Raw genomic sequence first — 25723 nt, 5'->3', positions numbered from 1 at the left:
ACAAACATGCCGTATTGGCCACAACGCCGGGTCGTGCCGAATCCATTGCCGACGTATCAGCAGGATGGGCATTTATGCCCATCGGTTCTCCCGTGTTCGCTGCCGCTCAGCTTTCCAACCAGGCTTTTACCTCGGCATACGGCACTTGTTCGAGTTTGCCGAATCCGGCCATCTGGCGGGCTTTGACCTTGCTGAACCAGGGCACCTGGATACCACACAGGAAACGGGTGAGGAGTTCGGTTGAGGCTGGCTGGCCAAAGGTCTGCTGAATCGCCTGCTGTAACGGGCCGGTCAGGCTGCGGCGGTCGAGGCTGGCCAATGACTGGGCGCGTGTGATCTCTGGCCATGGCCGGAATTGGCCGCGGCATACCGAACAGGTGCCGCAGTCCTGTTGCATGGCATCACCAAACCAGTTGGCGAGCTGGCGCGAGATACAGACCGGCTGGCGGAACAGGTCGAGCATGCTGTGAATGCGGCGGATTTCATTCTGCTGCTTGTGGACAAAATGCTGGTGCAGGCTGGTGGCCAGCGCCGGGTCGGCCAGCAATTGCGGATTAACCCGATACACGTCGGTCATCTGTTTGCTTTCGAGCTTTAACCAGCCACGGGCGGCACAGAACTCCAGCGCACTGAGGGCTCGCGCCCGCACCGGTGTGTGGCCCGGCTGGGGGCCTAGCGCCTGTTCAAGGGCACTGATATTGAGGGTAAACCAGCTGCGGCCACGTTGGCTGGTGTTGATCATGGTGGCCAGAAACTGGCGGCGCTCATCATCAAAATGACCAAACAGTGCGGATTCGCTGATTTCCAGCTGATAACGGTACTCGGCGAAATAGCTGTACTGCGAGGTTAATACTCCGCGCATTTCCAGATTCACCAGCAGGGTCTTGAGGGGTAACTGGCGAATATTGGTGCTGTTCGACAGCGGAGTCATCAGCACTTCCCACTGATTGCCCTGCAGCTGTGAGCGAATGTTATCCAGCACCGCCTGAATACCATACAGCTCCGGGGTGTCGCCGTAGACAAAGTTCTCCAACACGGTCAGACCGGAGGCATCCCCGAGCATGATGCAGTCTGACGGTTTGCCATCACGGCCGGCGCGGCCAATTTCCTGACTGTAGTTCTCGACCGACTTTGGCAAGTCGTAGTGAATCACCTGACGGATATTGCTTTTATCCACACCCATTCCGAAGGCGATGGTGGCCACAATCACCGGAATATCGCCGCGCATAAACGCGCTCTGGATACGTTCCCGTTCGTCACTGTCCATACCGGCGTGATAAGCCTGCACCGGAAACGGTAATTGCCGTGCCAGCTGGGAGGCCACGGTTTCGGCGGTGTTTTGCAGGGTTACATAAATAATGGCGGCAAACGCCTGTTGTTTGCTGGCCGACTTCTCCGCCAGGTAATGCAACCAGGTGGCGCACTTGTTGATCCGGTCTGTCTCGGCGGTCGGCTGGGCTAACAGGCGTAAGTTGGGGCGATGGAAACCGGTTACCACCACATCCTGCGGGGCAATATCAAAATGCTGCTGCATGTCACTGATCACCGCCTGAGTGGCGGTTGCGGTCAGCAACAACACTTGTGGCACCGCAAACTGACGGCAATACTCGGGTAACTTCAGGTAATCCGGGCGGAAGTTATGGCCCCACTCGGAAATGCAGTGGGCCTCGTCCACGACCAGCATGGAAATGGGCACGTCACTGATGAACTGGCGAAAGCGTTCGTTTTTCAGACGCTCCACCGACACCATCAGAATCTTCAGCTGTCCGCTACGGGCTGCCTGCATCACCGCTTTGGTGTCATCCGGGCTCTGACTGGAATCAATGGTGGCGGCGGCAATGCCTTTTGACTTCAGAAACTGCACCTGGTCCTGCATCAATGCCAGCAACGGCGAAATCACCAGCGTCAGGTGTGGCAGCAACAGGGCGGGTAGCTGGTAACACAACGACTTGCCGGAACCGGTCGGAAAAATCGCCGCAGCCGAACGCCCGGCCAGAATCGTCTCAACCACCGGCTGCTGGCCGGGGCGCAGGCTCTCAAAGCCAAAATACTGCTGTAACGGCGCTTGCCATAACGGTTGCATACGTTCCCTCCCTGAAACGGGTTCAACTGGATGACATGGAATAGGAGGGGAGTGTAACGGCTCTGTCGCTGATGGCCAGCGCTTTGGCGTGAGGATAACCGCAACTGCGTCACTGCATGACGCTGGCGGCCTGGCACAGCATGCCAGGCCGGGCGGGATTGATTATTTGCCGTACACAACCGCCGGTAACCAGTTCACCAGCTGTGGGTACAGAATCATCAGGGTCAGCGCCAGTAATTGCAGCAGGATGAAGGGAATTACGCCCTTGTAGATATCCAGCAGGCTGACTTCCGGCGGGCAAACCCCCTTCAGATAAAATAGCGAGAACCCTACCGGTGGTGTGAGGAAGGATGTCTGCAAGGTCATGGCAACCAGCATCACAAACCACACCAGAATCGGATTATCGAGCACTCCATAACCGTTAATGGAAATCTCCAGAGCACTGACCACCGGGGCTACCAGCGGCAGGATAATCAGGGTGATTTCAATCCAGTCGAGAATAAATCCAAGCAGGAACACCACGGCCAGAATAAACAGGATGATGCCGTAGGGGCCAAACGGAAGTGAGGTCAGCAGCGACTCGATATATTCGTCACCGCCCAATTCCCGTAGCACTAAGGCAAACATGGTGGCACCGATAAAAATGGCGAAAATATAACCACTGACGTTGAGGGTATCGCGCAGGCACTCCCGTAGCACCTGCCAGCTCAGACGCTTGTTGTGCCAGGCCAGTGCCATGGCTGCAGCAGCGCCTACTGCCGAGGCTTCGGTGGGGGTGGCAAGGCCGGTAAAAATACTGCCTAGCACGGCAAAGATCATGCTGAGAGTCGGCAGTACCGACTGCAGCACTTCAATCCAGACCTCTTTGGTAACGGGTTTGACGTTTTCGGCCAGCGGCATGGCGTCGGGTTTGATCAGACCCCAGCCGAGAATGTAGACGATATAGAGAACACCCAGTAACAGCCCCGGCAACACCGCGCCCATAAACAGATCCCCCACCGACAGCGCCAGCTGGTCGGCCATGATCACCAGCATGATGCTGGGGGGAATCAGGATGCCAAGGGTTCCGGAGCTGGCCACGGTGCCAACCGTGACGGTTTTGCTGTAGCCCTGCGACAGCATGGCTGGCAGTGACATTACGCCCAGTAACACGACGGACGCACCAACAATGCCGGTCGACGCGGCAAGGATAATCCCGATCAGTACCACGGTGATGGCCAGCCCACCGCGGACCTGACCAAACAGTGCCTGAAACGAATGCATGAGTTTCTCGGCGACACCGGATTTGTCGAGCAGGTTGCCCATAAAAATAAACATGGGCAGTGCAACCAGAATCCAGTTATCCATGATCTTGTAGATACGACTGACCACAATCCCCATGGTGTTGAAATCAATACCGAACAGGGTGTCGCCCCAAAGATCAAATCCCCAGGCGACCAGGCCAAACAGGGTGCCGACACCGGCCAGTACCCAGGCCACCGGAAAGCCGGTAAACAGCAGCAGAATGAAGCTGACAAACATCAGCACAATGAGGAGTTCATTGAGCTCCATACTCACAACTCCCGACGGCAGCGCCGTAACAAGGTCAGATCACGATAGATACGATTGAGGGCGGCGATGATCAGCAGCACTGTGGTCAGTGGAATCATGGATTTGATTAACCAGCGCCATGGCAAACCTGCCGGGGCCAGTGAACGTTCGCTGATACGCCAGGCTTCTTGCACCAGCTCAAGTCCGTGAAACAACACCAGTCCGAGAAACGGCAGCAACAGCACCAGCAGTCCGATAATCTCGATCCGGTATTGCCAGGCTCGACTGAAGTGGGCGTGGAATATGTCCACCCGAACATGGGTATTGGCGGCCTGGGCATACACGGCGCCGATCAGCACGCCAATGCCGTACAAGTGCCATTGCAGTTCTTCGAGTGCAATCTGACCGGCACTGAAACCGCGTCGCAGTACCACCTGCAACAGGATGACCAGCATCAGGATTACAAACAGCCAGGCAAACGCTTCCCCCAGACGCCGCAGGGCGTGATCGATGGTGTCTGCCAGTGGTACTGACAGGGATGGGGATTGCGGATGTTCACCGGCAGACAGATCAGCAGGTTGGTTCATATAACGTCCTGTCCAGTGCAAACGTGAAGGCTAAAAAGGGGCGTAGAGCGGCGTGTGGCCGGTACGCCCGAGGGGAGTCTCTTACTCTTCTCGTGGAACAAAGGCGCGGGATGACCAGATTTTGTAGTTTTCCCGGAAGGCGTGGAGGTCGTCATAAACAGCGGCGAAAGTCGGGTCCTTGCGTTGTTCCTGTACGACTTCTTCCCAGGCCGTCTTGAAAGCCTTCAGCATTTCCGGCGACCACTTGTTCACTGTCACGCCGCGTTCTTCCATGTTGCTGCGAATCGACTGGTATTGAATGAATTCGGATTCAGCAATGGAGTTGGTGACCGATGCCTTGCAGACGCTGGAGATAATGGCGCGTTGGCTGTCGTCCATGCCATTCCATTCACTTTTGTTGATCAGCAACTCAAAGAAGGTGGCTTGCTGATGCCAGCCAGGGAAGTAGTTGTATTTGGCGACCTTGTAGAAACCGAGGCGTTCATCAATCGCAGGTTGTGAAAATTCGGTGGCATCAATGGCACCTTTTTCCAGAGCACCAAAAATCTCACCACCAGGAATCAGTGAGGTAGAGACCCCCAATTTGGCCAGCACTTCACCACCAAGGCCATAAAAGCGCATGTTCAGACCTTTTAGATCATCGAGTGAATTGACCGGTTTTTTGAACCAGCCGGAGGTTTCCGGACTGATCAGGGCACAAGGCTCAACATGAACGTTATAACCGGCGTCGTCGTACATTTTCTGGTACAGCTTGAGGCCGTTGCCGTAGTACATCCACGCCATGAATTCCGGAGCTTCCGGACCAAAAGGAATGGTCGAGAAAATTGCAGCGGCTGGCATTTTGCCTGCCCAGTAACCGGCAATGGAGTAGCCGGAATTGACCTTGCCGCTCGACACGGCATCCAGAATTTCCAGTGGTGCCACCAGTTTGCCCGGTTCGTAGATTTTCATTTTCAGCTGGCCACCGGACACCAGTGGCAACTGTTCGGATACCCACACAATCGGGGTGCCGAGGGCAGGCAGGTTGGAACCGAACGCAATCGGGGTTTTCAGCAGTACCGGTTTGGCATCCGCCGTAACGCTGGTGGTAGTGGCAATGGCCAGAGTAGTCGCCAGCGCCAGGCGTTTCAGAGTGGTCTTCATGATCTGCTCCTGTTGTTATTGTTGATCACCGACAGCACCTGCGGTGCGGTCGGCACCGGCGGGCAACCGGCCATGGCACTACTGTAAAAACTACAGCACCGGCTGGTATACCGATCAAAAGGAGGAGAACGGGGGCATCTCCTTCCAAAGAAGGGGATGGCGGGAAAGGCAATAGCGATAAGTGGCGTCGTATAATCCATTGGATTAGACTGGCTGTTATGCAAACGATCGTAGAACTGCCGGAATTCCAGAGACGATCACTGGATCTGCTCAAGGAAGAAGAAAAAACCAGTATTATCAATTATCTGGCGGCTCACCCCATGGCTGGTGATTTGATGCAGGGGACCGGAGGCATCCGCAAACTGCGCTGGTCTGCTCTGGGCAAGGGTAAAAGTGGTGGTGTCAGGGTGATTTACTACTTCCACAATGGCGCCATGCCACTGTTCCTGTTGACCCTGTTTGGCAAGGGTGAAAAAGCCAATCTCAGCAAGGCCGAGCGCAATCAGCTGGCCAGATTTACCACGTTATTAGTCAAGCATTATGGTGACGTCAATGAGTAGTGCATTCGCCAGTATCATGCAGGGCCTGACCGAGGCCGTTGAATTCTCCAAAGGTAAATCCGGACGTGCCGTTGTGCATGAATTCGGTCCTCTGGATGTCAAGGCCATACGAGCCAGAGTCGGCATGTCCCAGAACGAATTTGCTTCGGCTTTCGGTATCAGCGTGAGCACATTACGCCACTGGGAGCGTGGTGATCGTACACCACAAGGTCCGGCGCTGGTGCTGCTGAATGTGGTTGCCAGGGAACCTGCAGCCGTATTGCGGGCGCTGGGCTCCGGCTAATCTGCGGGATTTAACTATTTATTTTGACGACTTGAACATCAATTCATAAGTCGTAGCTTCGAAATGTATCTATCACTGAATCAGGCGAATGATGTTGACTGACATCCTGTGATTACACTTTCAGGCCCATCTGATAATTTGGATATTAAGGATCGGAGATTGATCATGAGGTTTTCTCAACGAATAGGAATAACTCCATTAAAATTTGTTCAAAAGGAAGAGATGGACAATGACTTGAAAAATAGCTTGTGGAACGCAATCTATATTGTATATTTTCAAAACGCCACCTTTGACGAATACTTTCCAAATCAAACGGAGATGTCCAGTGTTTATGGATTTATAAGATCTATCTGGATTGATTTTTTTAAACGCCCGGCTGATGAAATACCATGGCAATTCAACGATGCGACCTCCGAAATAAAATCCTGGCTCTACACGACCGAATGGTTTAGGTTACTTGATTTTATTGAATTTTGTGCTAAATCTGGCCCAAGTGAATATGAAAAATTATTTCCTTTATATTGCAATGGATTTTTGGAGCGCGAAAACTCCGCATATCGATTCGTTAATGGTCTATTGGCAGAGATAACGTCTGAAGAGGAAATCAGCGCTGTTGAAACAGCGATTGAAAGTGCCGTTTTAAATGGAGGAGCAAAACGCCATCTTCGAACAGCACTTGGTTTAATGAGTGATAAAACAAATCCTGATTATCGAAATTCGATCAAGGAATCCATCTCCGCTGTAGAATCTGTTGCCAAACAGATATCCGGGCATGATAAAGCAACATTGGGAGAGGCGTTAACGGCTCTTGAAAGAACCGGACGGCTACATAAAGCTCTCAAAAATGCATTCTCCTCTCTTTATGGTTATACAAGTGATGCAGATGGCATAAGGCATGCACTTATGGAGGATTCGTCATTAACCAAGGCGGATGCCAGATTTATGCTGGTCAGTTGCTCTGCGTTTACAAATTATCTGGTTGAGCTGACTGCGTGTCACGATATGGAGCACGTTCGTTCGGAGTAATCTCAAGAGCTGTGATCAACGTAAAAATTTTGATCATTGTCCAAATTCATTCTCTCCTCCTAAAGAAGGTTGTCGTAGGCCGGTGTCTGGATAAGCATGGAGGCCGGGCCATGGTGTGGCTGGTGACAGGGGAAGAGTGACGGTGAGCGGTTATATCAATACGGTCTGGTTTGCCGGAACGATTTCGCTGTTGTACGTGGCGCTGCTGTTTGTGGTGGCGATCTGGGGCAACCGCGTCAGTCGCAGTGGCTGGCAGCCGTATATCTACAGCCTGACGCTGGCGATTTTCTGCACTACCTGGGCTTTTTACGGCACCGTGCAGCAGGCGGCCTATTTCGGCTGGTGGCTGGCACCTACCTATCTGGGCGCGATTCTGCTGATCACTCTCGGCTGGAAGCTGTTTGACCGTATTGTGCGGATCGCCCGTCAGGAGAACAGCACGACGATTTCGGATTTTATCTCGGCCCGTTACGGCCACAGTCGTGGCATTGGTATGACGGTGGCGTTGCTGTGTCTGCTGGGGGTGGTGCCCTATATCGCTCTGCAGCTGAAGGCGGTATCGGGCAGTTTTCAGTTGCTTACCTCGTCGGCTGTCACCACCGTCAGCTGGTTTCGTGACCCGACACTCTACATCGCGGCCTTTATGGCGTTGTTCAGTATTCTGTTTGGTACCCGTACCGTTGATTCCAGTGAGAGTCATCGTGGCATGATGCTGGCGATTGCCTTTGAGTCTCTGATCAAGCTGGTCGCTATGCTGGCGGTTGGCTGTTTTGCTGTTTACGGGCTTTACGACGGTTTTGCAGACCTCTGGCAGCGGGTCATGCAACAGCCGGATCTGGCGCAACGACTGGCGGATTACCATAACCCCAGTATCTACCTGACCCACGTACTGCTGGGAGGATTGGCGATTGTGGCCTTGCCTCGCCATTTCCATGTCGCAGTGGTGGAGTATCGCAGTGAACGTGATATCCAGACCGCGCGCTGGCTATTTCCTCTGTATCTGTTGCTGATGAATCTGTTTGTGCTGCCGCTGGCACTGGTTGCTGCCTTGCAGCCCGGAATTCTGGAGCTGGGGTATATCACCCTGACGATTCCATTATTGGCGGGTCAGGACTGGTTGGCCTTGCTGGCCTATCTCGGTGGCTTTTCAGCAGGCACTTCGATGGTGATTATTTCCTCGATCACACTGGCCACCATGATGTGTAACGAGTTGCTGTTGCCGGGCCTGATCAAGCTGGGCTGGCAAGGGCCGACCAGTGATATTCGCCAGCGAGTACTGGTGATCCGGCGCCTGACCATTCTGGTGATTCTGATTCTGGGGTTTGTGTATTACCGGATGCTGTCGCGTTATCACAGTCTTGCGGAAATCGGTTTCCTGTCGTTTGTGGCGGTGGCGCAATTTGCCCCCGCGATGCTGATCGGCCTGATCTGGCATGGTGCCAATCGCAGTGGTGCTGCATGGGGAATTGGTACCGGGTTTGTGGTCTGGCTTTATTGTCTGTTTTTACCCGTACTGGCGGGAGAGGGCTGGTTGCCTGCGGTGTTCCTGAATGGACACGATTGGCTACCGTTCCTGCGCCCGCATGCCCTGTTTGGCCTGGAAGGGCTGGACCCGGGTGTTCATGGCACGTTCTGGAGTTTGCTGCTGAATTGTCTGGCGTTGGTACTGGGCTCGCTGTATTACAAACCCGGATTTGCTGACGTTGAACAAGCCCAGCGTTTTGTGATGAGTCCGGAGCCGGGAATGCTCCGTTCCGGGCGTCAGGCTGGGGTGCGGGTCGATGACTTGCGTGCGCTGTTATTGCGTTTTCTCAGTGCAGCCAAGGTGGCCAGCCTGTTTGAGGCAACCAGCAACCCTTTGACCGGACGTTTGCTGGCGCGTGGTCAGGTGGATGATGTGACTCTGCGAGCGGCTGATCGTTTGTTGCGTTCGGTTGTCGGGCGTCGCGGTGCAGATCTGTTGCTGCGCAACCTGCTGGATGACCAGGGCAATCGCTTCAGTAATCTCAACAACATCATGGATGAGGTATCGGAAGTGGTGCTGTTCAATCGTGATGTTCTGAATGCGGTTTTGCACAGCCTGAATCAGGGTATCACCGTGATCGATGAAAACGACAATCTGGTGGCCTGGAACCAGAAGTTTGCGGCGTTGTACCAGTTTCCGCCGGGGTATCTGTACGTCGGCCAGTCGTCCGAGAACGTGGTGCGTTTTATCGCCCGTTCGGGCGGTTATGGCGATGGGGACGAGGAGGACATGGTGCGGTTACGCCGTGAAGAGGTGCGCAACCGCGAGGCGTTGTTATACGTGCGTGAAACCTCGGATGGTCGTCATATTCAGCTCAACGGCATTCCGATCAACAACAGCCTGTACGTAACCGTTTATACCGACATTACGGATCAGCGCCATATTGAACGGCGCTTGCGGCTCGCCAACGAAGTGTTGGAGGAACGGGTCAGCGAACGTACCCGCGAGTTACGCACCCTGAACGAGGATCTGGAGAAAGCCAATCGCAACAAAACCCGGTTTCTGGCGGCGGCGGGTCATGATCTGGTGCAGCCACTGAACTCGGCAACCCTGTTCTCGGCGTCGATCATCAGCAAGCTGGAGCGCCGCCGCGAACAGGCGCCGGAGCTGGTGGACGCGGTTCTGCCGGTGGCCTGTCATCTCGATCAGTCGTTACATGCCGCTGAGTCCTTGTTGGGTGAACTGCTGGAAATCTCGAAACTGGATGCTGACATTATCCGCGCCCGTTATCAGGTTTTGCCGCTGGGGCAGATTCTGGAGTCGTTATTAGCCGAGTTCCGGCCATTGATTGAGCGCAAAGGACTGGTTTTGCGTACCGTCCCAACCAGTCTGACGGTCAGAACCGATCCGGTATTGTTGCGGCGGATTCTCCAGAACCTGTTGGCCAATGCGCTGCGTTACACCAGTCATGGCCGGATTCTGGTGGGGGGGCGGCGCCGTGGGACCCATGTTGAGGTTCAGGTACTCGATAGTGGACCGGGGATTCCTGACTCGGAACTGGAAGCGATTTTTGAAGAGTTTCACCGTTTGCCAGCCGCAGGCCCAGACGTTAGCAGCAAGGGCTTGGGTCTGGGGTTGTCGATCGTGCAGCGTCTTGGGCAGTTGCTTGATCATCCGGTACGGGTGCAATCAGTTGCTGGACGGGGGAGCTGTTTTGGCGTTTTGCTGCCTTCGGTAGAAGCAGAATTGCCGATTGAGCGTATCCATCCGCCTCTCCGCGCCAATGGTGGTAGCGGCCTGATTCTGTGCGTGGATAACGAAATCCAGATTACCACCGGCATGAGTCATCTACTGGGTGACTGGGGGTATGAAGTGCGGGTCGCTGCGGATGAGAACGGCGCCCGTGCCATTCTGAACGGTGCCCGCCCGGCCTTGGTGATTGTGGATTACCATCTCGATGAAGGGCGTACCGGTTTGCAGTTGCTGGCGAGTTTGCAGCAGGAATGGAGCACGGGGCAGGATGTCGTCGCCGTGCCCGGATTGGTGATCAGCGCGGATTATACCGACGAGGTCAAGCAGGCGATTGAACAACAGGGGTATCGGTTGTTACGCAAGCCTGTAAAACCCATGGCTCTGCGTGCGGTAATCAACCGTTTGCTGGAGACCCTCTGAATAATCCGGTGTCCGCTCTGGCGTGTCGGGATCAGGGCCACCTCAATCGGGAATTTGCAGCTGCTGAATCACCATCGCCGCCTGAGTGCGGTTGATAATATCGAGCTTACGGAAGATATCCCGAACGTGCGATTTGACGGTGGTCTCCTTGATATCAAGGGTGTAACCGATCTGTTTGTTGAGAGCCCCTTCTGAAATCAGCACCAGCACTTTCAGCTGTTGAGGGGTCAGGCTGGCCAGTTTGCGGGTTAATTCGTCAGGTGTCTGGCTGACAAACTCCGGAAATACCAGCTTGCCTTGCAGTACACTGCGTAACGCCTGGGTCATGGTTTCAATACTGGCCGATTTGGGAATAAACCCCAAAGCTCCCAGTTGCCGCACCCGGCTGGCAACCGTGCCATCTTCCGAGGCGGTTACCACCACCACTGCCAGTTCCGGATATGCACTGCGGATTTGCGCCAGTCCGGCCAGACCGCTGCTGCCGGGCATTTTCAGATCCAGCAGTAACAGGTCGGGTTGCTGGTGAGTGATGATGGCCAGCGCCTGATCGAGCTGTTCACACTCGATCAGTTCGCAGTCCTCGCCCGTGCTATCAACGGCTTCTCGCAATGCTCGGCGAAACAGGGGGTGATCATCGGCAATCAGAACCCGGTACATGGCATGACCTGTTGTTATCGTTGTTGTGCCCAACTATTACCCCGCGTGGATTCAGCCTGCAAGCCGGATGCGAAGCCTTACAGGCTGCTCTCCTACTAAAGGAGGGGAAGTCTGGCCTCGCGCATCTATCTTTCTTTGCATCTGCTGGTACGAAAAAAGGCAGTTATCTGCAGGGCTTGTCGATACATTGCTCAATTAAAGGCACACCCAGCGTCTGGCTGCTATACCTAAAGCATTTCCAGCTGTGGTTTATGGGTGGCTGTTGTGACGCTAGCTTCGCTTGGTTCTTCTCATCTCATTGATGCTCTTGACGGCATTGATGGATTCGATCCCCGTGTACGTGACCAGATTGCAGCTCGTTTGTGGGCCTTTGATAGTTTGCAGAAGTCTCATTGCACGGCGTTGTTTTCACATGAAGGTAATTTTCTGGAGGTCAATGCACGCTTCAGTCAACTGTTCGGCTTTGATAACAACTCGATCAAGGGCATGCATCATCACGATTTTTGTCGTCGAGAAGATGTGGACTCGCCGGATTTTCAGCAGTGGTGGACTTTGGTGAGGGAGGGGGGCTCCTACTACAAGGATTTCGCCCGTATCTCCGCTGATGGCTGGGATATTTATGTACACGCTTCCTATGTTGGTTTACGGAACGATAAAGGCGAGGTCATTGGCATTCTGATGGAAGCTGATGATATCAATGATGTTCGCCGCAAGACTTATGAAGACCAATTCAAGGTGGAATCGATTGAGGGTTCCATGTGTGTGGCCGAGTACGATTTGCAGGGCAATATGCTGCGTTGTAATCCCAACTTTGCCCGATTGTATCGTTTGACGACTGAAGCTCAGGCCAGTTTTACTTATCGTGACAGCTGTCCGGAGGCTCTGGCCGGAGCGGTTGGTTACCAGTTGTTCTGGGAGGATTTGCTGCAGGGTAAGGCGCGTGCAGGTGACTTCCGCCGAATCAATGCCGCGGGCGAAACGGTATGGGTTTGGTCCAACTTCTCAGCAGTGCGCAATATCGAAGGCATAGTCGTGCGGATTCAGGAAATCTCGCAGGATATATCGGTACACAAACGCCAGAACATCGAGTTGGGTTGTAAGCTGGATGCTATCACGGGGTCACTTGCGGTAGCGGAGTTTGCACTGGATGGCACCATCTTGCATACCAATGACACCTTTCTGAAGATGATGGGGTATAGCGAAGAAGAATTGATAGGGCATCAGCACAAGATTCTATGCTCCCGAGAATACGTTACTTCGCCGGACTATCGAGTGTTCTGGGAATTGTTGGAAGAAGGCTCCATTAACAATAACGTGGTCTTGTTTTTTGATAAAAAGGGTAATCCACGCTGGTTACAAGGGATCTATGTGCCCCTCATTAAAGAAGACATAAAGCCCAGTAAAGTTGTGCTGTACGGCTTTGATTTCACAGAAAGTCGGATCCAGTCCATGGAGGATGACAGCCGTGTGCAGGCGGTTGGCAAATCCAACGGCATGATCGAATTTGATCTGGCTGGCAATATCCTGACGGCCAACCAGAAATTCCTCGATATGACCGGTTATGTGTTCGAAGAACTGGAAGGGCAGCACCACCGTATACTGGTGCAGGAGTCCGAGCGTGATAATCCGTCTTACAAGGCATTCTGGAACAAACTGGGTCGAGGTGAGTTCGATTCTGGCGAATACATGCGCATTGGCAAAAACGGCAAGGTGCTGTGGATTCAGGCCAGTTACAACCCCATCGTCGATTTTAACGGGCGTCCTTACAAGGTGGTGAAATACTGTCAGGACATCACCGCCGAAAAGATCAAATCGCTGGAAACCCGCACTCGTATGCAGGCTGTTGAGGCCAGTAACTGCACGCTGGAACTCGACCGGGAGGGGTATATCATCTCGATGAATGCCGAGATGGAAAAAGCGCTGGGTTATCGGCAGTCCGAACTGGTCGGCAAATCCGGTGACAAGTTGTTGTTTGAGGGGGATCTGAAGTCGATTTATTACACCAGCGGCTGGCGTGACCTGCGCGAGGGCATTCCATTAACCGGTGAGTTTCGGCGTCGCGGCATTGGTGACAAGGAGATCTGGTTCAGCGCTACCTTCAGCCCGATGATGGGCCTGGATGGCATGTTGTCGAAAGTGTTCATGCTGGGGCGTGATGTTACTGAAGATAAACAGGAACGTCTGGATGCTGACAGCAAGATCAAGGCAATCCAGCGTTCACAGCTGATGGTTGAGTTTGATCTGTCGGGGCGCATCATCAAGGCCAACGACAATTTCCTGAAGCTGGTGGGGTATGAAATGGCCGAGATCCAGGGTCACCATCACCGGATGTTTGTGGAGCATGTACAAGCGGCGTCTGTTGATTATCAGAGTTTCTGGGAGCGTCTATCCCGTGGTGAACATGAAGGCGGTGAATACAAACGCATCGGCAAAGATGGCAAGGAAGTCTGGTTGCAGGCCACTTATAACCCGGTATTCGACCCCAGCGGCCAACCGGTAAAAGTGGTGAAGTTTGCTATTGATGTTACCGAAACCAAGCTGGCCAATTCCGAGTTCAGGGCCAAGGTAGAGGCCATCGACAAAGGCCAGCTGGTGATCGAGTTTGATCTGGATGGCAAGGTACTTAGTGCCAATCGCAATTTCCTGCGCGCTATGGGCTACACCGCCCGTGAGATTCTGGGTCAGCATCACAGCATGTTCTGTACTGTTGAACACATTCAGAGCCAGCAATACCGGGATTTCTGGTTATCCCTGAATGACGGTGAGTTTATTACCGGCCGTTTCCACCGGATTGCCAAATTTGACCGCAATGTATGGATTCAGGCGACCTACAACCCGATTCTCGATTTGAATGGCCAGGTCATCAAGGTGGTGAAATACGCCTATGACGTGACCAAGGAAGTTGAACTGGAACAGGCGCTCAGTACCCGGTCGCGGCTGATGAGTGACAAGGTTGCTGCTTTGCTCGACAGTGCTCGCGAAATTGCCCGCCATTCTGCTACCGCCTCCAACAGTGCACGGCAATCGGCCGATACGGCCATGGCGGGTAAACAGGCACTCGAAGAGTCCATGAGTGCCGTGCGGCAAATTCAGTCCAGCTCCGAAAAAGTCACCCAGATCGTCAACATCATTACCGAGATTGCCAGCCAGACCAATCTGCTGGCGTTTAATGCCTCGATCGAGGCCGCGCGTGCCGGTGAACACGGTATTGGTTTCTCGGTGGTAGCCAGCGAGGTACGTAAACTGGCCGAACGCAGTGCTGATGCCGCCAGCCAGATTTCCGATCTGATCCGGGCATCCGGTGAAGAGGTGCGGCGCGGCGCGGATGTCCAGCGCACCGCCGTGACCCAGTTTGAAGGCATCATTCGTGAAGTGTCGGCGATGGTGAACTACGTTGACCAGATTGTGCAGGCGACTGGTGGTCAGCGAGACCTGGCCCAGGACGTCAAGCAGGCGATTGCCGATCTGCAGCAGATCCTGATTTCCGAAGCCTGATGGCCGTCAGACCGACCAGTAGGGGGGAGTATGAGTAATCTGTCCGATCAGTACGGTGTATTTCGACTGGGTGAGCTGCGGCTGGCCGTGCCGCTTGATCATCTCAAGGAAGTGATGCCACTGACCCGGATCGAGCCATTACCCAGCGCTGCGGCCTGTATGCCGGGGGCCGCGAACCTGCGCGGCAGTCTGGTGCCCTTGCTGGACCCGGATGTGCTGATGGGGCTGACGGCAACATCGCGGTCGCACAGTATTGTGATTGTGGTGCAGGTAGAGGGGTTTATTTACGGTCTGCTGGGCGACAGCCTCGAAGGCGTGGTGGATGCTCCGCGTGACGGTATGAGTTACCTGAGCCCGGAAGAAGAAACCAGCGAGTTCCTGCTGGCGGCGTTTCCGCATCCTGACGGCAACGGCTTTGTCTGTCTGATCAATATGCCTGCGCTGCTGCGTTTACCGGGCGTGCCACGTATTCGCAACCGGGTGGTCACCAACAACTTTACCGAGCTGTCGCGGGTGGTGAACAGCCACGACAGCCAGCATCTGATGTTATTCAGCGTGGGCCGTATGTTGCTGGCGCTGGAAACCTCGTCAGTTGTGGCGACGTTACAAAGCCCGAAAATCGAAGAAGCGGTAACCGAAAACCCGGTCTATCGCGGTGATATGTTCCATTTGGGGCAACGGGTCTCGACGGTATCGACCGGCGCGCTGCTGGGTATTGATTACGAATACAAGGAGCGTTGTCAGGGTTTTATCCTGCGTATTGGCGACGGGATGGTGACCTTTCTGGTGGATCATATTATTGATGTGGTCAGTGCTCGTTTGTCTGAATTACCCCTGATGCCGAGTGGTATGTTCCCGGCGGCGGCGTTTTATTCCGGTGCCTGCAAGACCGAGTCGCTGTTCCATGTGAGTGATATCCAGCGGTTCGGCGTAACCGAGGATTATTTCCTGCTGCTGAATGCTACGGCGCTGATGCAGTGCCCAGCGCTACAGGATCTCGCGCGTTTGAGTGCATCGTCGGTCAAACCGCAGGCCGAAACCTCCGAACAGAAACGGATCAACCGCGGTTATGGTCAGGCGCTGGTATTTGATGCCGGTGTGCGTTTGGCCTCACAAGTGTCCAGTATCTGCGAAATCCTGCCTTTGAGCCGTCAGGTCGATCTGTTTAATGCCGCTGGTTACGCCCGTGGGCTGGTGATGTTACGCGGCAAACCAGTGCCGATTTTCTGCCTCAACGGCCTTATTGGCCGTGCGCCGCCCACTGAACTGACACCTACCTCATCGATTCTGGTGGTGCAGAAAGACTACAGTTATATCGGTTTTATGGTGCCAACCCTGTACGCCATTGGTGACATCATCTGGATGCGCTCCAACCGCGATACCGTACCGGAAGGCAGTGCAGGCAGCGCCGCGCGCGGTTGCTGGGGGCTGATCAAATACAACAGCGACGATGGCCATGAAACCTGCCTGTCGCTGGACTTGTCGATGCTGGCCGATCAGGTATTAAAAACCGGCAGTCGCCGCGGGATGGATTTTGCGTGGATTGAGCAAGGAAACAGTGGCAATGACAGCTCACACGACCCGGATCATGACCTGGCGGTAGTGCACTGAACGGCTACCTGCGTGTGAGCAGGCAGTTCTGACACAGATCTGACAATCGTCCTGTCTCTCTTCGTTACTCTTTGGCCTTTCTTCCAAAGGAGTGTCGGGCGATGTTGGGTATGTTTGCGGATCAGGCTGTGTTTTTCTTATGGCTGTTAGGTGTTTCAACTACTTTGTTTTTTGCGATACCGCTGTTTGCGGTGCCTTTGCGCTGGGCTCGGCTGATGCAGTGGACTATTCCGGAGCATACCGATCTGGCGGTGTATTTCGGCCGCTGCGTGGGTGCGTTTGTGCTGGTGGTGGAGTGTTTTATTTTCCGTGCTGCCAGCAGTGGTGAATGGCTGGAGGCGACGTTCCAGCTGTTGCTGCTGGTGTTTGCTGCCATGCTGGTGGTGCATGTGATGGGTGCGGTGTTACGCATTCAGCCGCTGACCGAAACGCTTGAAATCGGGTTGTGGTTATTGCTGCTGGTGGCGGCCACCCTGTGTTATCCGGTGGCGGCCTGAAAAGGGTATTCCCGCCGTTTGGGCGGCGGGAATGTCGGTTGTGGCGGTCAGGCCTGCGCAGTGTTATGCCAGAGCCGGGTAGTCGGTATAACCCTTCGGCCCGCTGCCATAGAAAGTGCTCATATCCCACTCGTTCCAGGCCGCTTTTTGCTGCAGGCGATAGACCAGATCCGGGGTGGAGATAAACGCCTTGCCCCAGGCCACCGCGTCGACCACACCGTCGGCAACCAGTTGTTCGGCCTGTTCGGCGGTCATGTTCATGTTGGCAATAAAGGCACCACTGAACTGCTGTTTCAGCGCTGGCGTCAGGGCTGGTTCATTGAAGTGTTCGCGGGTGAACACAAAGGCAATGTCACGTTCACTGAAGGCTTGCATCAGGTAGCCGTAGGTTTCCGCCGGGTTGGCATCACCCATATCGTGAGCGTCACCACGTGGTGACAGGTGCACACCCACTCGACCGGCACCCCAGACGGAAATCAGGGCGTCGGTGGCTTCCAGCATAAAACGGGCACGGTTTTCGAGGCTGCCGCCGTACTGGTCGGTACGCTGGTTGGTGCTGCTATGCAGGAACTGTTCGGGCAGATAACCATTGGCACCGTGTAATTCCACACCGTCAAAACCGGCCTTACGGGCGTTTTCGGCACCGACCCGGTAGGCTTCGATAATGGCCGGAATCTCGGCAGTTTCGAGCGCGCGTGGGGTTTCGAATTCTTTCATGGGCCGTACCAGGCTGACGTGGCCAGCCGGTTTGATGGCGCTGGCGGATACCGGCAGCTCACCATCCAGATACGATGGATCGGAAATACGGCCTACGTGCCATAACTGGCAGACAATCTTGCCACCGGCCTGGTGGACGGCGTTGGTAACCAGCTTCCAGCCTTCCACCTGCTCGTCGGACCAGATGCCGGGAGTATCCGGATACCCCACACCCATCGGCGTTACCGCTGTGGCTTCGCTGATGATCAGACCGGCGCTGGCGCGTTGGGCGTAGTATTCCGCCATCAGGGCATTGGGAATACGTCCTTCGGCACGGCAACGGGTCAGTGGTGACATGATCACGCGGTTGCTGAGGTGCAGTTCTCCCATCTGGATCGGGTCAAACAAACCGGGCATGGCGAGCTCCTTGATTCTGAATAAGGGGGGGGGATTGGTGTGGCGATGTAAATGGATGCTACACCCGATATGGGGGCGGGCAATTTGATCCTGAAGGGGCATTTTCGGGATAGTGTGTTCTTGCTGATCCGTTTTACCGATCTGTGCTGCTCAAGCCTATTTTGTTCAAGCCCATACAGCTCAATCCATACAGCTCAAATCCATACAGCTTAGCCCAAGCCCTTCTGCCCCGTGTCGAATCGGTATCTGGATGTTTTATGCATCGTATGGGCCGTTTTTCCAGAGACATTGCGGACGACCTATACAAAGCTGATATGAATCAGAACTCTGATCGCCTTGTCAGTAAACAAATGTTGCAGCGAAAATTACGACTTGTCTGCCGTATCGGCATTGCCCTATGCTCTGAAAAGTTTGAACGGAATCACATTTTGAGGCCCCCATGTCACACGGAAGCAAGGATACGCTGCTGCGTTATATCGAAACCCTGAACCTCATCCCGCGTCTGCCGACCAAAATTGCGACGACTACGCTGGAAGAGCGTTTGCGCGAGCGCGGTTACGAAGTATCGGCGCGTACCATCCAGCGCGATCTTGATCGTTTATCCCTGTTGTTTCCTATTCGTAACGACACCGACAGCAAGCCTTATCGCTGGTATTACGAAGGTGATATCCATCAGCAATTCCCGGTAACCAATACCCCGGCGGCGCTGGCCTGGTGTCTGGCAGAGCCGCATTTGCGCCAGCGGTTGCCTGCCGGTGTGTTCCAGCAATTGCAGCCCCAGTTCAAACGCGCTTCGCTGCACCTGACCAGCCTCACCGAAAACTCACTGGCCGACTGGCCACAGCGCATTCGTGCTCTGCCAACCGGTAAAACCCTGCTGCCCGCCGAAATCAAAGCCGGAGTCTGGGAAAAAGTCGGTGAAGCCCTGCTGCTCGGACAGCAGCTGCAGGTGCAATATTTCAGTCTGGCCAAAGGCGAAACCCGCAGCTTGCGTTTGCACCCACTGGCGTTGGTGATGCGGGATAACAAAAGTTATCTGGTGGCTATGGCCAACGATTACGAGCAGGAAACCCTGTATGCCCTGCATCGTATTTCCGAGGTGGACATACTGGATGCACCGGCTCGTCAGCTGGCTGGTTTTGACCTCGATGACTATATCCGCAAGGGAACCTTTGGCTGGCAACCACAAGGGGATGTCACCCTGGTGGCGGAAATTGCTCCGGAAGTCGCCAACCTGCTGCGAGAAACTCCGTTAAGCCTGCAGCAGAGCATTGAACCTCTGCCGGATTCTCACACTCGGGTGGGCTGGTATCGGCTCGAAGCCATTGTTGCGGACGACCTAGAAACCCTGTGGTGGGTGTTCAGTATGAACTCGCGCCTGAAAGTACAGGCGCCACAACACTGGGTGGAAGAAATTCACAGTCGTCTGCGTGAGTTGTGTGGGCTGTACGAATTCGCCCCTGAGGATGCTGCCAGCACGCTGGAATAAGCGGCGGCGGTTGATCCGGTTCAGCCCCAGCGTTGCTGTTGCCAGAGCTGGCGCTGCGCCGGTGTCAGAAAGCTCCAGGCAATAAAACGGCTGGTTTTCAGGCCCTGGGTCATCACCAGGGTCTGCCGCTGCTCTATTCCCACTTCTTGTAATACCGGTTCGATGGCCGCCAGGGTCGTTTGCTTCGATACCAGACAGGTAAACCAGTACACCTGTGCACCGAACTGTACGCTTTCGCGAATCATCCGGCTTATAAACGCCACCTCGCCACCGTCACACCACAGCTCGTTACTTTGGCCACCAAAGTTGAGGCTGCTGTCGACCGCACTGCCATCCCATTTGCCGGGGTGTTTCCACTTGCGCTGGTTGCCCTTGGTCATTTGCTCCGGCGAGGTATGAAACGGCGGATTACAGAGCGTCAGGTCATAACGATCGTTAGGCTGAATGATCTGGCTGAAGCAGCACTGCGGGTCTGGTTGTTGCTGCAGGCGGATATGCGCTGCCAGTGCCGGATTGGCATCCAGAATCTTCTGCGCTGATGCCAGTGAGCGCGGTTCGATATCGGCGCCGGTGAACTGCCACTGGTATTCACTGTGGCCAATCAGCGGGTAAATACAGTTGGCACCACAGCCGATATCCAGTACCTGAATCTGTTCACCACGGGGTAATACTCCGTGATGGCTGCTGGCCAGCAAATCGGCCAGATGGTGAATGTAATCGGCGCGGCCAGGGATCGGTGGGCACAGGTAACCATCCGGAATACCCCAGCCTTCGATGCCGTACCAGTGTTTCAGCAAGGCGCGATTCAGGGCCTTGATGGCCTGCGGATCGGTAAAGTCGATGGCGCGATTGCCCTTGGGGGTCTGTCGCATAAACAATGCCAGTTCCGGGCTGCTGGCACACAGCGTCGGGAAGTCATAACGCTGCTGATGACGGTTGCGGGGATGCAGCTGGGCAGCCGGGCGTGTTGGGTCAGACATGGTAAAGATTTCAGGGCTGGATAAGGTCTGTGCAGTATATCGGTCCGTGCCGGTAATTGCCGATGACCTGCAATAACTCTGGTTGGCAGAGGGAACGGGGCGACATCCTTGTCGCCTGCTTCCTGCACACTGAATCCGCTCACCCGTTGCCGAGGAGACCTGCCTCTTGCAGGTAGTGGCATTATGCCGGAAACAAACGACAGAATACGTCATTCTAACGGGTGTAAGGATTAACCTTTGGTTATTGAAAGGCTCATTGGCCAGTCTGTCAGCTATGGGTAGCTTTCATATGCCAGAGCTGGATGGTCTTGCGGAACAGATCGAGGTTCAGCGGTTTGCTGAGGTAATCATCCATCCCTGCTGCCAGACATTTTTCCATATCTCCTTTCATGGAGTTGGCCGTCATGGCGATGATTGGCACGTGTACATAATGCTCACCGGCTTCGCCGGAACGAATTCGATGAGTGGTATCGTAACCGTCCATTATCGGCATTTGGCAATCCATCAGGATCATTTCATAAATCTGGTCAGGTGGGCTGGCCTGCAACAGCTCCAGCGCATGGATGCCGTTACGAGCGACCTTGACACTGCATTGCAGCTGTTTCAGCAGGGCGCAGGCGATTACCTGATTCACCTGGTTATCTTCCACCAGTAATACGTGGCATGCCCCCACTGGTTTTTGAGTGGTCTGGTTGGTCGTTGTGTCAGGGCTGGAGACACTGCTGCCCATATTCAGCAACAGGCGAATATCCATACGGGTGCCGCTGCCACTGGCGCTTTGCAGACTGATACTGCCGCCCATCAGCTCACACAGCTGGCGGGCAATGGTGAGGCCCAGACCGGTGCCGCCGTACTGACGGGTGGTGGAGGCATCGGCCTGGGAGAAGCTGTCAAAAATCATGGCCTGACGTTCAGCCGGAATACCAATCCCGGTATCGGTAACACTGCAACACAACTCTACCTCTCCGCTGTTGAGCAAACGTGTGATGGCATCGATATGTACTTCACCTTCGTTGGTGAACTTGATGGCGTTGCTGCATAAGTTGTTCAGTATCTGGCGAATCCTGTGTGGATCGCCGCGCAGGAAGCGTAACTGAATGCGGCTGAGGTCGATGGTCAGGCGCAGGGCCTTGGCTTCTGTCTGGGGTTTTTGCTGGCGGTAGATTTCGGTCAGCAGGCTGACCAGATCAAAGTCGATGTCTTCCATCACCAGCTTGCCCGCTTCGATTTTCGAGAAGTCGAGAATGTCGTTGATGATGGTGATCAGCGACCGGGCCGATGATTGTGCCAGCATGGCGCGTTCGCGTTGTTCGTCATCCAGCGGGTTATCCAGCAGCAGCTGCAACATACCCACTACGCCGTGCATGGGCGTGCGGATTTCGTGGCTCATGTTGGCCAGAAACTCCCCCTTGGCCTTGCTGGCCTGTTCAGCAACCTGAATCGCTTTTTGCAAGTTCTGTTTTTCGGTTTGTAGCTGGTTACGCATGAACGCAAAACGTTCGGCCAGATGGCCAATTTCGTGTTTGCCGGTAATTGGCAGAGGGTAATCAAAATCTCCACGCGACAGCGCATCCACTGCCACGGTCAGGCGGCGAATCGGTGTGGCGACCAGGGTGTAAAACAGGAAGGCCGTGGCCAGCATGACCAACACGATGAGGGCCACCAGGGTGTGGTAAATGGCATCGGCCTGAGCATGAATACTGGTCAGGCTGGCGCTTTCGTTGTAATGCAGATCAAGCCGTCCAACCGGAATGCTGCCAGCGCTGATGGCTTGTGAATACATGCGCAAATGGCTACCCGGCTCAGGTGCCGGTAACTCATCCAGCGGATATAACGACAGCCCTTCAGCGTTGTAGAGCGCGATGTTGTCCCAGTTGGGATTGTTGGCGAGGATCTGATCCAGGGTGTCGTAGATGTTCGACAGATCTTCCTGAATCAGCATGGGCACCAGCCCTTCTGCCACAATGGCCAGCGAGTTGTGAATTTCCACTTCGGCGTTCTGCATGGTCTGGCGCACCAGTGCGGGAGTCCAGATTTCATGTGCGTACACCAGCGCTACCAGCAATAACACCAGTAGCGGCGACAAGAAGCGGAAAAACAGGCTGCGGCCAGTCATGGATGGTTTACCGCGTCAGTGCTGGAACTGCTCCAGATGCAGTTCCTCCAGTGGCTGGTAGTCACGGTACGTGGTGGCGGTTGGACCTGGCATCGGAATAGCGTCAAACAGTGCAGGCTGCTCGGAAGCAATTTTGGTCAGTGCCTTGATGACGGTTTGTGTCTGTTCTTTGCCGAGCCGAGGGTGAATAACCAGCGGATGAGACGGTGTTTCACGGGTGCTGTAGAGCACCCGCAGGCGATCACGAATGACCTGTGGTTGTTCGTCGAAGGTTTTCTGCACACCGCCACCGGCCACCGTCAGGCCCTTGGCGACATGCAGGTATACCGATGGATGGGTGTTGACGTAACGGGCATCGACATCCACGCCGTGCAGGTTCTTGAGTTCAGCCCGCATCAGCAATGACGCGCCCAATGCATTGGGTGATGGAAACGCCACTGGCTGACCCTGTAATTCAGACACGTCCTTGATCGGCGAGTCGTCTTTTACGACCAGTACACCCTGCAGGTTGCTCTTGCTGCGCAAAAAGGGTTCGTACCCCTGGGCTGCGTGTGCCATCACGGCGTGATAGGGATTCATGTAGGCAATATCAAAGCGCCCGGCCATAAACTTGGCCTCGAAGTCCGGGATGTTTTCCGAGCCGGCCAGATCAACCCGGCACTCGGTTGCCTGTGACAGCTGATCCATAATCGGCTGCCAGATCTCCAGCAGTTTGCGCTGTTCAAACTGGGGCACCACACCTATCGTCAGCAAACAGGCGAGACTGACCTGGCTTGTCAGTAGCAACAGCAGGCTCAGGGCCGGTCGAAACAGGGTATTCATGATGGATTCCAGCGTGAAGGACTCTCTGAAAACATAGCAGTGCGCCACCGGAACACAAATTTACCCGCCGGTTATCTGGCGCAAGCAGGCCAAAGCGGGGCGGCAGGGGTTGCCTTCGGCCATGATGGGCTGTGATACCGTCTGGTTTTGAATTACAAAACCTCAGGAGCCCATTACATGACTCAAGCCGCCATCGAACTGGTCCGCGCCTATTACGATGCTTTTAACCGTCAGGACATGCCGGCGTTTCTGGCTCTGTTAACCGACGATGTGGTGCACGATATCAATCAGGGCGCCCGCGAAACCGGCAAGGATGTGTTTGCGGCCTTTATGGCACGTATGAACGCCCACTACCGCGAACAGCTGGTAGACATGGTGATTATGGCCAGTGCGGATGGCCAACGCGCCGCTGCGGAATTTGTAGTGCTGGGTGAGTATCTGAGTACGGATGACGGCCTGCCAGAAGCCTGCGGCCAGACCTATCGCCTGCCTGCCGGAGCTTTTTTTGAGCTGTGTGACGGCAAGGTGGCGCGGGTCAGCAACTACTACAACCTCAATGACTGGATTGCCCAGGTGAACCCGTAAACCGGAGAGGAACTCTGACATGACCCTGAGATACCTGAATCTGCAAGGAGCCCAACTGGCCGACTGGATCAGCGAGCTGGCGCGCCTGCGGATTCGGGTATTCCGGGAGTATCCTTATCTGTATGACGGTGACGAAGCCTATGAAGCCCGTTATTTGCAAACCTACCTGCAATCACCGCGTAGCCTGATGGTGCTGGTGTTTGATGGCGAACAGGTGGTCGGAGCGTCGTCGGGCTTACCGCTAAGTGATGAAACGCCTGAGGTGCAGGCACCGTTTCGGCAAGCCGGAATGGCGTTGGCGCGGGTGTTTTATTGCGGTGAGTCGGTGTTGTTGCCGGAATATCGCGGCCTCGGTGCCGGGGTCGAGTTTTTCCGCCGCCGTGAGGCCCACGCCAAAGCGCTGGGTGGTTTTGATACCAGCGTGTTCTGCGCGGTGGAGCGCCCGCTGGATCATCCACGGCGTCCGGCGGATTACCGGCCGCTCGACGACTTCTGGCAACACCGCGGTTATCAACGTTATCCACAGCTGCAGACCACCTTCAGCTGGCAGGATCTGGATGAAACCCGGGAATCAGCCAAACCCATGGTGTTCTGGCTGAAACATCTGACCAACGGGGAGGCATAACCATGACTCGTATTACCGTTGCCGCCGCCCAGTACCCGATCAGTTTTTTTGGGCACTGGCGTGAGTATCACGACAAGCTGGATCACGAAGTCCGCAGCGCTGCGCGTTTGGGCGCACGTTTGCTGGTGTTTCCGGAATACGCCAGCCTCGAACTGGCCTCCCTGCTGGGTGAAGCGGTGTACCGCGATCTGCACCAGCAGCTGGTGGCGGTGCAGGAGCTGTGGCCAGAGGTGCTGGAGTTGCATCAGGAACTGGCGCGTCGTTACGACGTGATGATTCTGGGAGCGAGTTTTCCGGTGCTCGAAGATGGCCACTTTTATAACCGCGCCGTGCTGTACAGCCCCGACGGGGTGTTGGGCTGGCAAGACAAGATGATCATGACCCGCTTCGAAACCGAACAGTGGGGCATCAGTGCTGGCCGCGAGTTGCGGGTAATCCCGACCGACATTGGCCCACTGGCGGTGAATATCTGTTACGACAGCGAATTTCCGTTGCTGGCGCGCCAGCAGGTGGAAGCCGGGGCTCGGCTGATTCTGGTGCCGAGCTGCACCGATACCGAGGCCGGTTTTAACCGGGTCAAAATCGGCTGTCAGGCGCGGGCGCTGGAAAACCAGTGTTACGTGGTGCAGGCACCCACTTTCGGTACGGCCTTGTGGTCACCGGCACTGGATGAAAACACCGGGGTTGCCAGCATTTATACACCGGTGGATTACGGCTTCCCCGATAACGGCATTCTGGCCAGTGGTGATTCGCAACAACCCGGCTGGGTAATGGCCGAGCTGGATCTCGATGCGCTGGAAACCGTGCGCCAGCAGGGGCAGGTGTATAACCACCGCGACTGGTCGCGGCAGTTATCCATTCGTCTCTGACTCGGCAGCTGACGG

General features: G+C 55.0%; 20 protein-coding genes. 11 read left to right on the top strand and 9 right to left on the bottom strand.

Going from position 1 to position 25723, the window contains the following annotated elements; translation table 11 throughout:
* Nucleotides 1-106: 106 nt before the first annotated feature.
* The 4 genes from OUO13_RS19850 to OUO13_RS19835 all read right to left on the bottom strand — a co-directional run bounded on the left by OUO13_RS19850 (nucleotide 107) and on the right by OUO13_RS19835 (nucleotide 5343).
* Complete coding sequence (locus OUO13_RS19850; RefSeq protein WP_283175648.1) at nucleotides 107-2083, bottom strand: RecQ family ATP-dependent DNA helicase; 1977 nt, start codon at nucleotides 2081-2083, stop codon at nucleotides 107-109.
* Between the two features lie 162 nt (nucleotides 2084-2245).
* Nucleotides 2246-3634, bottom strand: coding sequence for a TRAP transporter large permease (locus OUO13_RS19845; RefSeq protein ID WP_283175647.1), 1389 nt, complete (start codon nucleotides 3632-3634; stop codon nucleotides 2246-2248).
* Nucleotides 3635-3636: 2 nt separating this feature from the next.
* A complete protein-coding gene (locus OUO13_RS19840; protein WP_283175646.1) occupies nucleotides 3637-4200 on the bottom strand; it encodes a TRAP transporter small permease subunit in 564 nt (187 codons plus the stop codon).
* An 81-nt stretch (nucleotides 4201-4281) separates the two neighbouring features.
* Nucleotides 4282-5343 carry a TRAP transporter substrate-binding protein gene (locus OUO13_RS19835; protein WP_283175645.1) on the bottom strand — a complete coding sequence of 354 codons (1062 nt, stop codon included), beginning with the start codon at nucleotides 5341-5343 and terminating at the stop codon, nucleotides 4282-4284.
* Between the two features lie 218 nt (nucleotides 5344-5561).
* On the opposite strand from OUO13_RS19835, the gene OUO13_RS19830 reads away from it, so the two are divergent.
* The 4 genes from OUO13_RS19830 to OUO13_RS19815 all read left to right on the top strand — a co-directional run bounded on the left by OUO13_RS19830 (nucleotide 5562) and on the right by OUO13_RS19815 (nucleotide 10849).
* The gene (locus OUO13_RS19830) at nucleotides 5562-5903 is read left to right on the top strand and encodes a type II toxin-antitoxin system RelE/ParE family toxin (RefSeq protein ID WP_283175644.1); all 342 of its coding nucleotides are present in this window, start codon (nucleotides 5562-5564) and stop codon (nucleotides 5901-5903) included.
* Complete coding sequence (gene nadS, locus OUO13_RS19825; protein WP_283175643.1) at nucleotides 5896-6186, top strand: NadS family protein; 291 nt, start codon at nucleotides 5896-5898, stop codon at nucleotides 6184-6186. Before OUO13_RS19830 ends, nadS begins: the two co-directional genes overlap by 8 nt.
* Nucleotides 6187-6351: 165 nt before the next feature.
* The gene (locus OUO13_RS19820) at nucleotides 6352-7212 is read left to right on the top strand and encodes an AbiJ-NTD4 domain-containing protein (protein ID WP_283175642.1); all 861 of its coding nucleotides are present in this window, start codon (nucleotides 6352-6354) and stop codon (nucleotides 7210-7212) included.
* Nucleotides 7213-7354: 142 nt separating this feature from the next.
* A complete protein-coding gene (locus tag OUO13_RS19815) occupies nucleotides 7355-10849 on the top strand; it encodes a hybrid sensor histidine kinase/response regulator (protein WP_283175641.1) in 3495 nt (1164 codons plus the stop codon).
* Nucleotides 10850-10891: 42 nt separating this feature from the next.
* Here OUO13_RS19815 and OUO13_RS19810 read toward each other — a convergent pair whose 3' ends face one another.
* Complete coding sequence (locus OUO13_RS19810) at nucleotides 10892-11506, bottom strand: response regulator transcription factor (protein ID WP_283175640.1); 615 nt, start codon at nucleotides 11504-11506, stop codon at nucleotides 10892-10894.
* Between the two features lie 264 nt (nucleotides 11507-11770).
* Here OUO13_RS19810 and OUO13_RS19805 point away from each other — a divergent pair, with 264 nt between their 5' ends.
* From OUO13_RS19805 to OUO13_RS19795, 3 genes are all read left to right on the top strand, one after another.
* A complete protein-coding gene (locus OUO13_RS19805; protein ID WP_283175639.1) occupies nucleotides 11771-15001 on the top strand; it encodes a methyl-accepting chemotaxis protein in 3231 nt (1076 codons plus the stop codon).
* Between the two features lie 30 nt (nucleotides 15002-15031).
* Nucleotides 15032-16612 carry a chemotaxis protein CheW gene (locus tag OUO13_RS19800; protein WP_283175638.1) on the top strand — a complete coding sequence of 527 codons (1581 nt, stop codon included), beginning with the start codon at nucleotides 15032-15034 and terminating at the stop codon, nucleotides 16610-16612.
* 101 nt (nucleotides 16613-16713) lie between these two features.
* Nucleotides 16714-17109 carry a hypothetical protein gene (locus tag OUO13_RS19795; protein ID WP_283175637.1) on the top strand — a complete coding sequence of 132 codons (396 nt, stop codon included), beginning with the start codon at nucleotides 16714-16716 and terminating at the stop codon, nucleotides 17107-17109.
* Nucleotides 17110-17172: 63 nt separating this feature from the next.
* Here OUO13_RS19795 and OUO13_RS19790 read toward each other — a convergent pair whose 3' ends face one another.
* On the bottom strand, nucleotides 17173-18222 hold the full coding sequence (locus OUO13_RS19790; RefSeq protein WP_283175636.1) for an alkene reductase: 1050 nt from the start codon (nucleotides 18220-18222) through the stop codon (nucleotides 17173-17175).
* 439 nt (nucleotides 18223-18661) lie between these two features.
* Here OUO13_RS19790 and OUO13_RS19785 point away from each other — a divergent pair, with 439 nt between their 5' ends.
* Nucleotides 18662-19711 carry a helix-turn-helix transcriptional regulator gene (locus tag OUO13_RS19785; RefSeq protein WP_283175635.1) on the top strand — a complete coding sequence of 350 codons (1050 nt, stop codon included), beginning with the start codon at nucleotides 18662-18664 and terminating at the stop codon, nucleotides 19709-19711.
* 20 nt (nucleotides 19712-19731) lie between these two features.
* Here the strand turns inward: OUO13_RS19785 and rlmF are convergent, their stop codons facing one another.
* From rlmF to OUO13_RS19770, 3 genes are all read right to left on the bottom strand, one after another.
* Nucleotides 19732-20691, bottom strand: coding sequence for a 23S rRNA (adenine(1618)-N(6))-methyltransferase RlmF (gene rlmF, locus OUO13_RS19780; RefSeq protein ID WP_283175634.1), 960 nt, complete (start codon nucleotides 20689-20691; stop codon nucleotides 19732-19734).
* A gap of 268 nt (nucleotides 20692-20959) precedes the next feature.
* A complete protein-coding gene (locus OUO13_RS19775) occupies nucleotides 20960-22807 on the bottom strand; it encodes an ATP-binding protein (protein ID WP_283175633.1) in 1848 nt (615 codons plus the stop codon).
* A 15-nt stretch (nucleotides 22808-22822) separates the two neighbouring features.
* The gene (locus OUO13_RS19770; protein ID WP_283175632.1) at nucleotides 22823-23629 is read right to left on the bottom strand and encodes a phosphate/phosphite/phosphonate ABC transporter substrate-binding protein; all 807 of its coding nucleotides are present in this window, start codon (nucleotides 23627-23629) and stop codon (nucleotides 22823-22825) included.
* A 177-nt stretch (nucleotides 23630-23806) separates the two neighbouring features.
* Here OUO13_RS19770 and OUO13_RS19765 point away from each other — a divergent pair, with 177 nt between their 5' ends.
* From OUO13_RS19765 to OUO13_RS19755, 3 genes are read left to right on the top strand one after another with little or no spacing between them, the layout of a single operon-like run.
* On the top strand, nucleotides 23807-24214 hold the full coding sequence (locus tag OUO13_RS19765; protein WP_283175631.1) for a ketosteroid isomerase-related protein: 408 nt from the start codon (nucleotides 23807-23809) through the stop codon (nucleotides 24212-24214).
* Nucleotides 24215-24233: 19 nt separating this feature from the next.
* On the top strand, nucleotides 24234-24839 hold the full coding sequence (locus OUO13_RS19760; RefSeq protein WP_283175630.1) for a GNAT family N-acetyltransferase: 606 nt from the start codon (nucleotides 24234-24236) through the stop codon (nucleotides 24837-24839).
* A gap of 2 nt (nucleotides 24840-24841) precedes the next feature.
* Nucleotides 24842-25708 carry a carbon-nitrogen hydrolase family protein gene (locus tag OUO13_RS19755; protein WP_283175629.1) on the top strand — a complete coding sequence of 289 codons (867 nt, stop codon included), beginning with the start codon at nucleotides 24842-24844 and terminating at the stop codon, nucleotides 25706-25708.
* Nucleotides 25709-25723 lie beyond the last annotated feature (15 nt).

Source organism: Parathalassolituus penaei (assembly GCF_026626885.1).
GTDB lineage: Bacteria > Pseudomonadota > Gammaproteobacteria > Pseudomonadales > Oceanobacteraceae > Oceanobacter > Oceanobacter penaei.
This window is presented reverse-complemented; position numbering and strand designations above follow the sequence as displayed.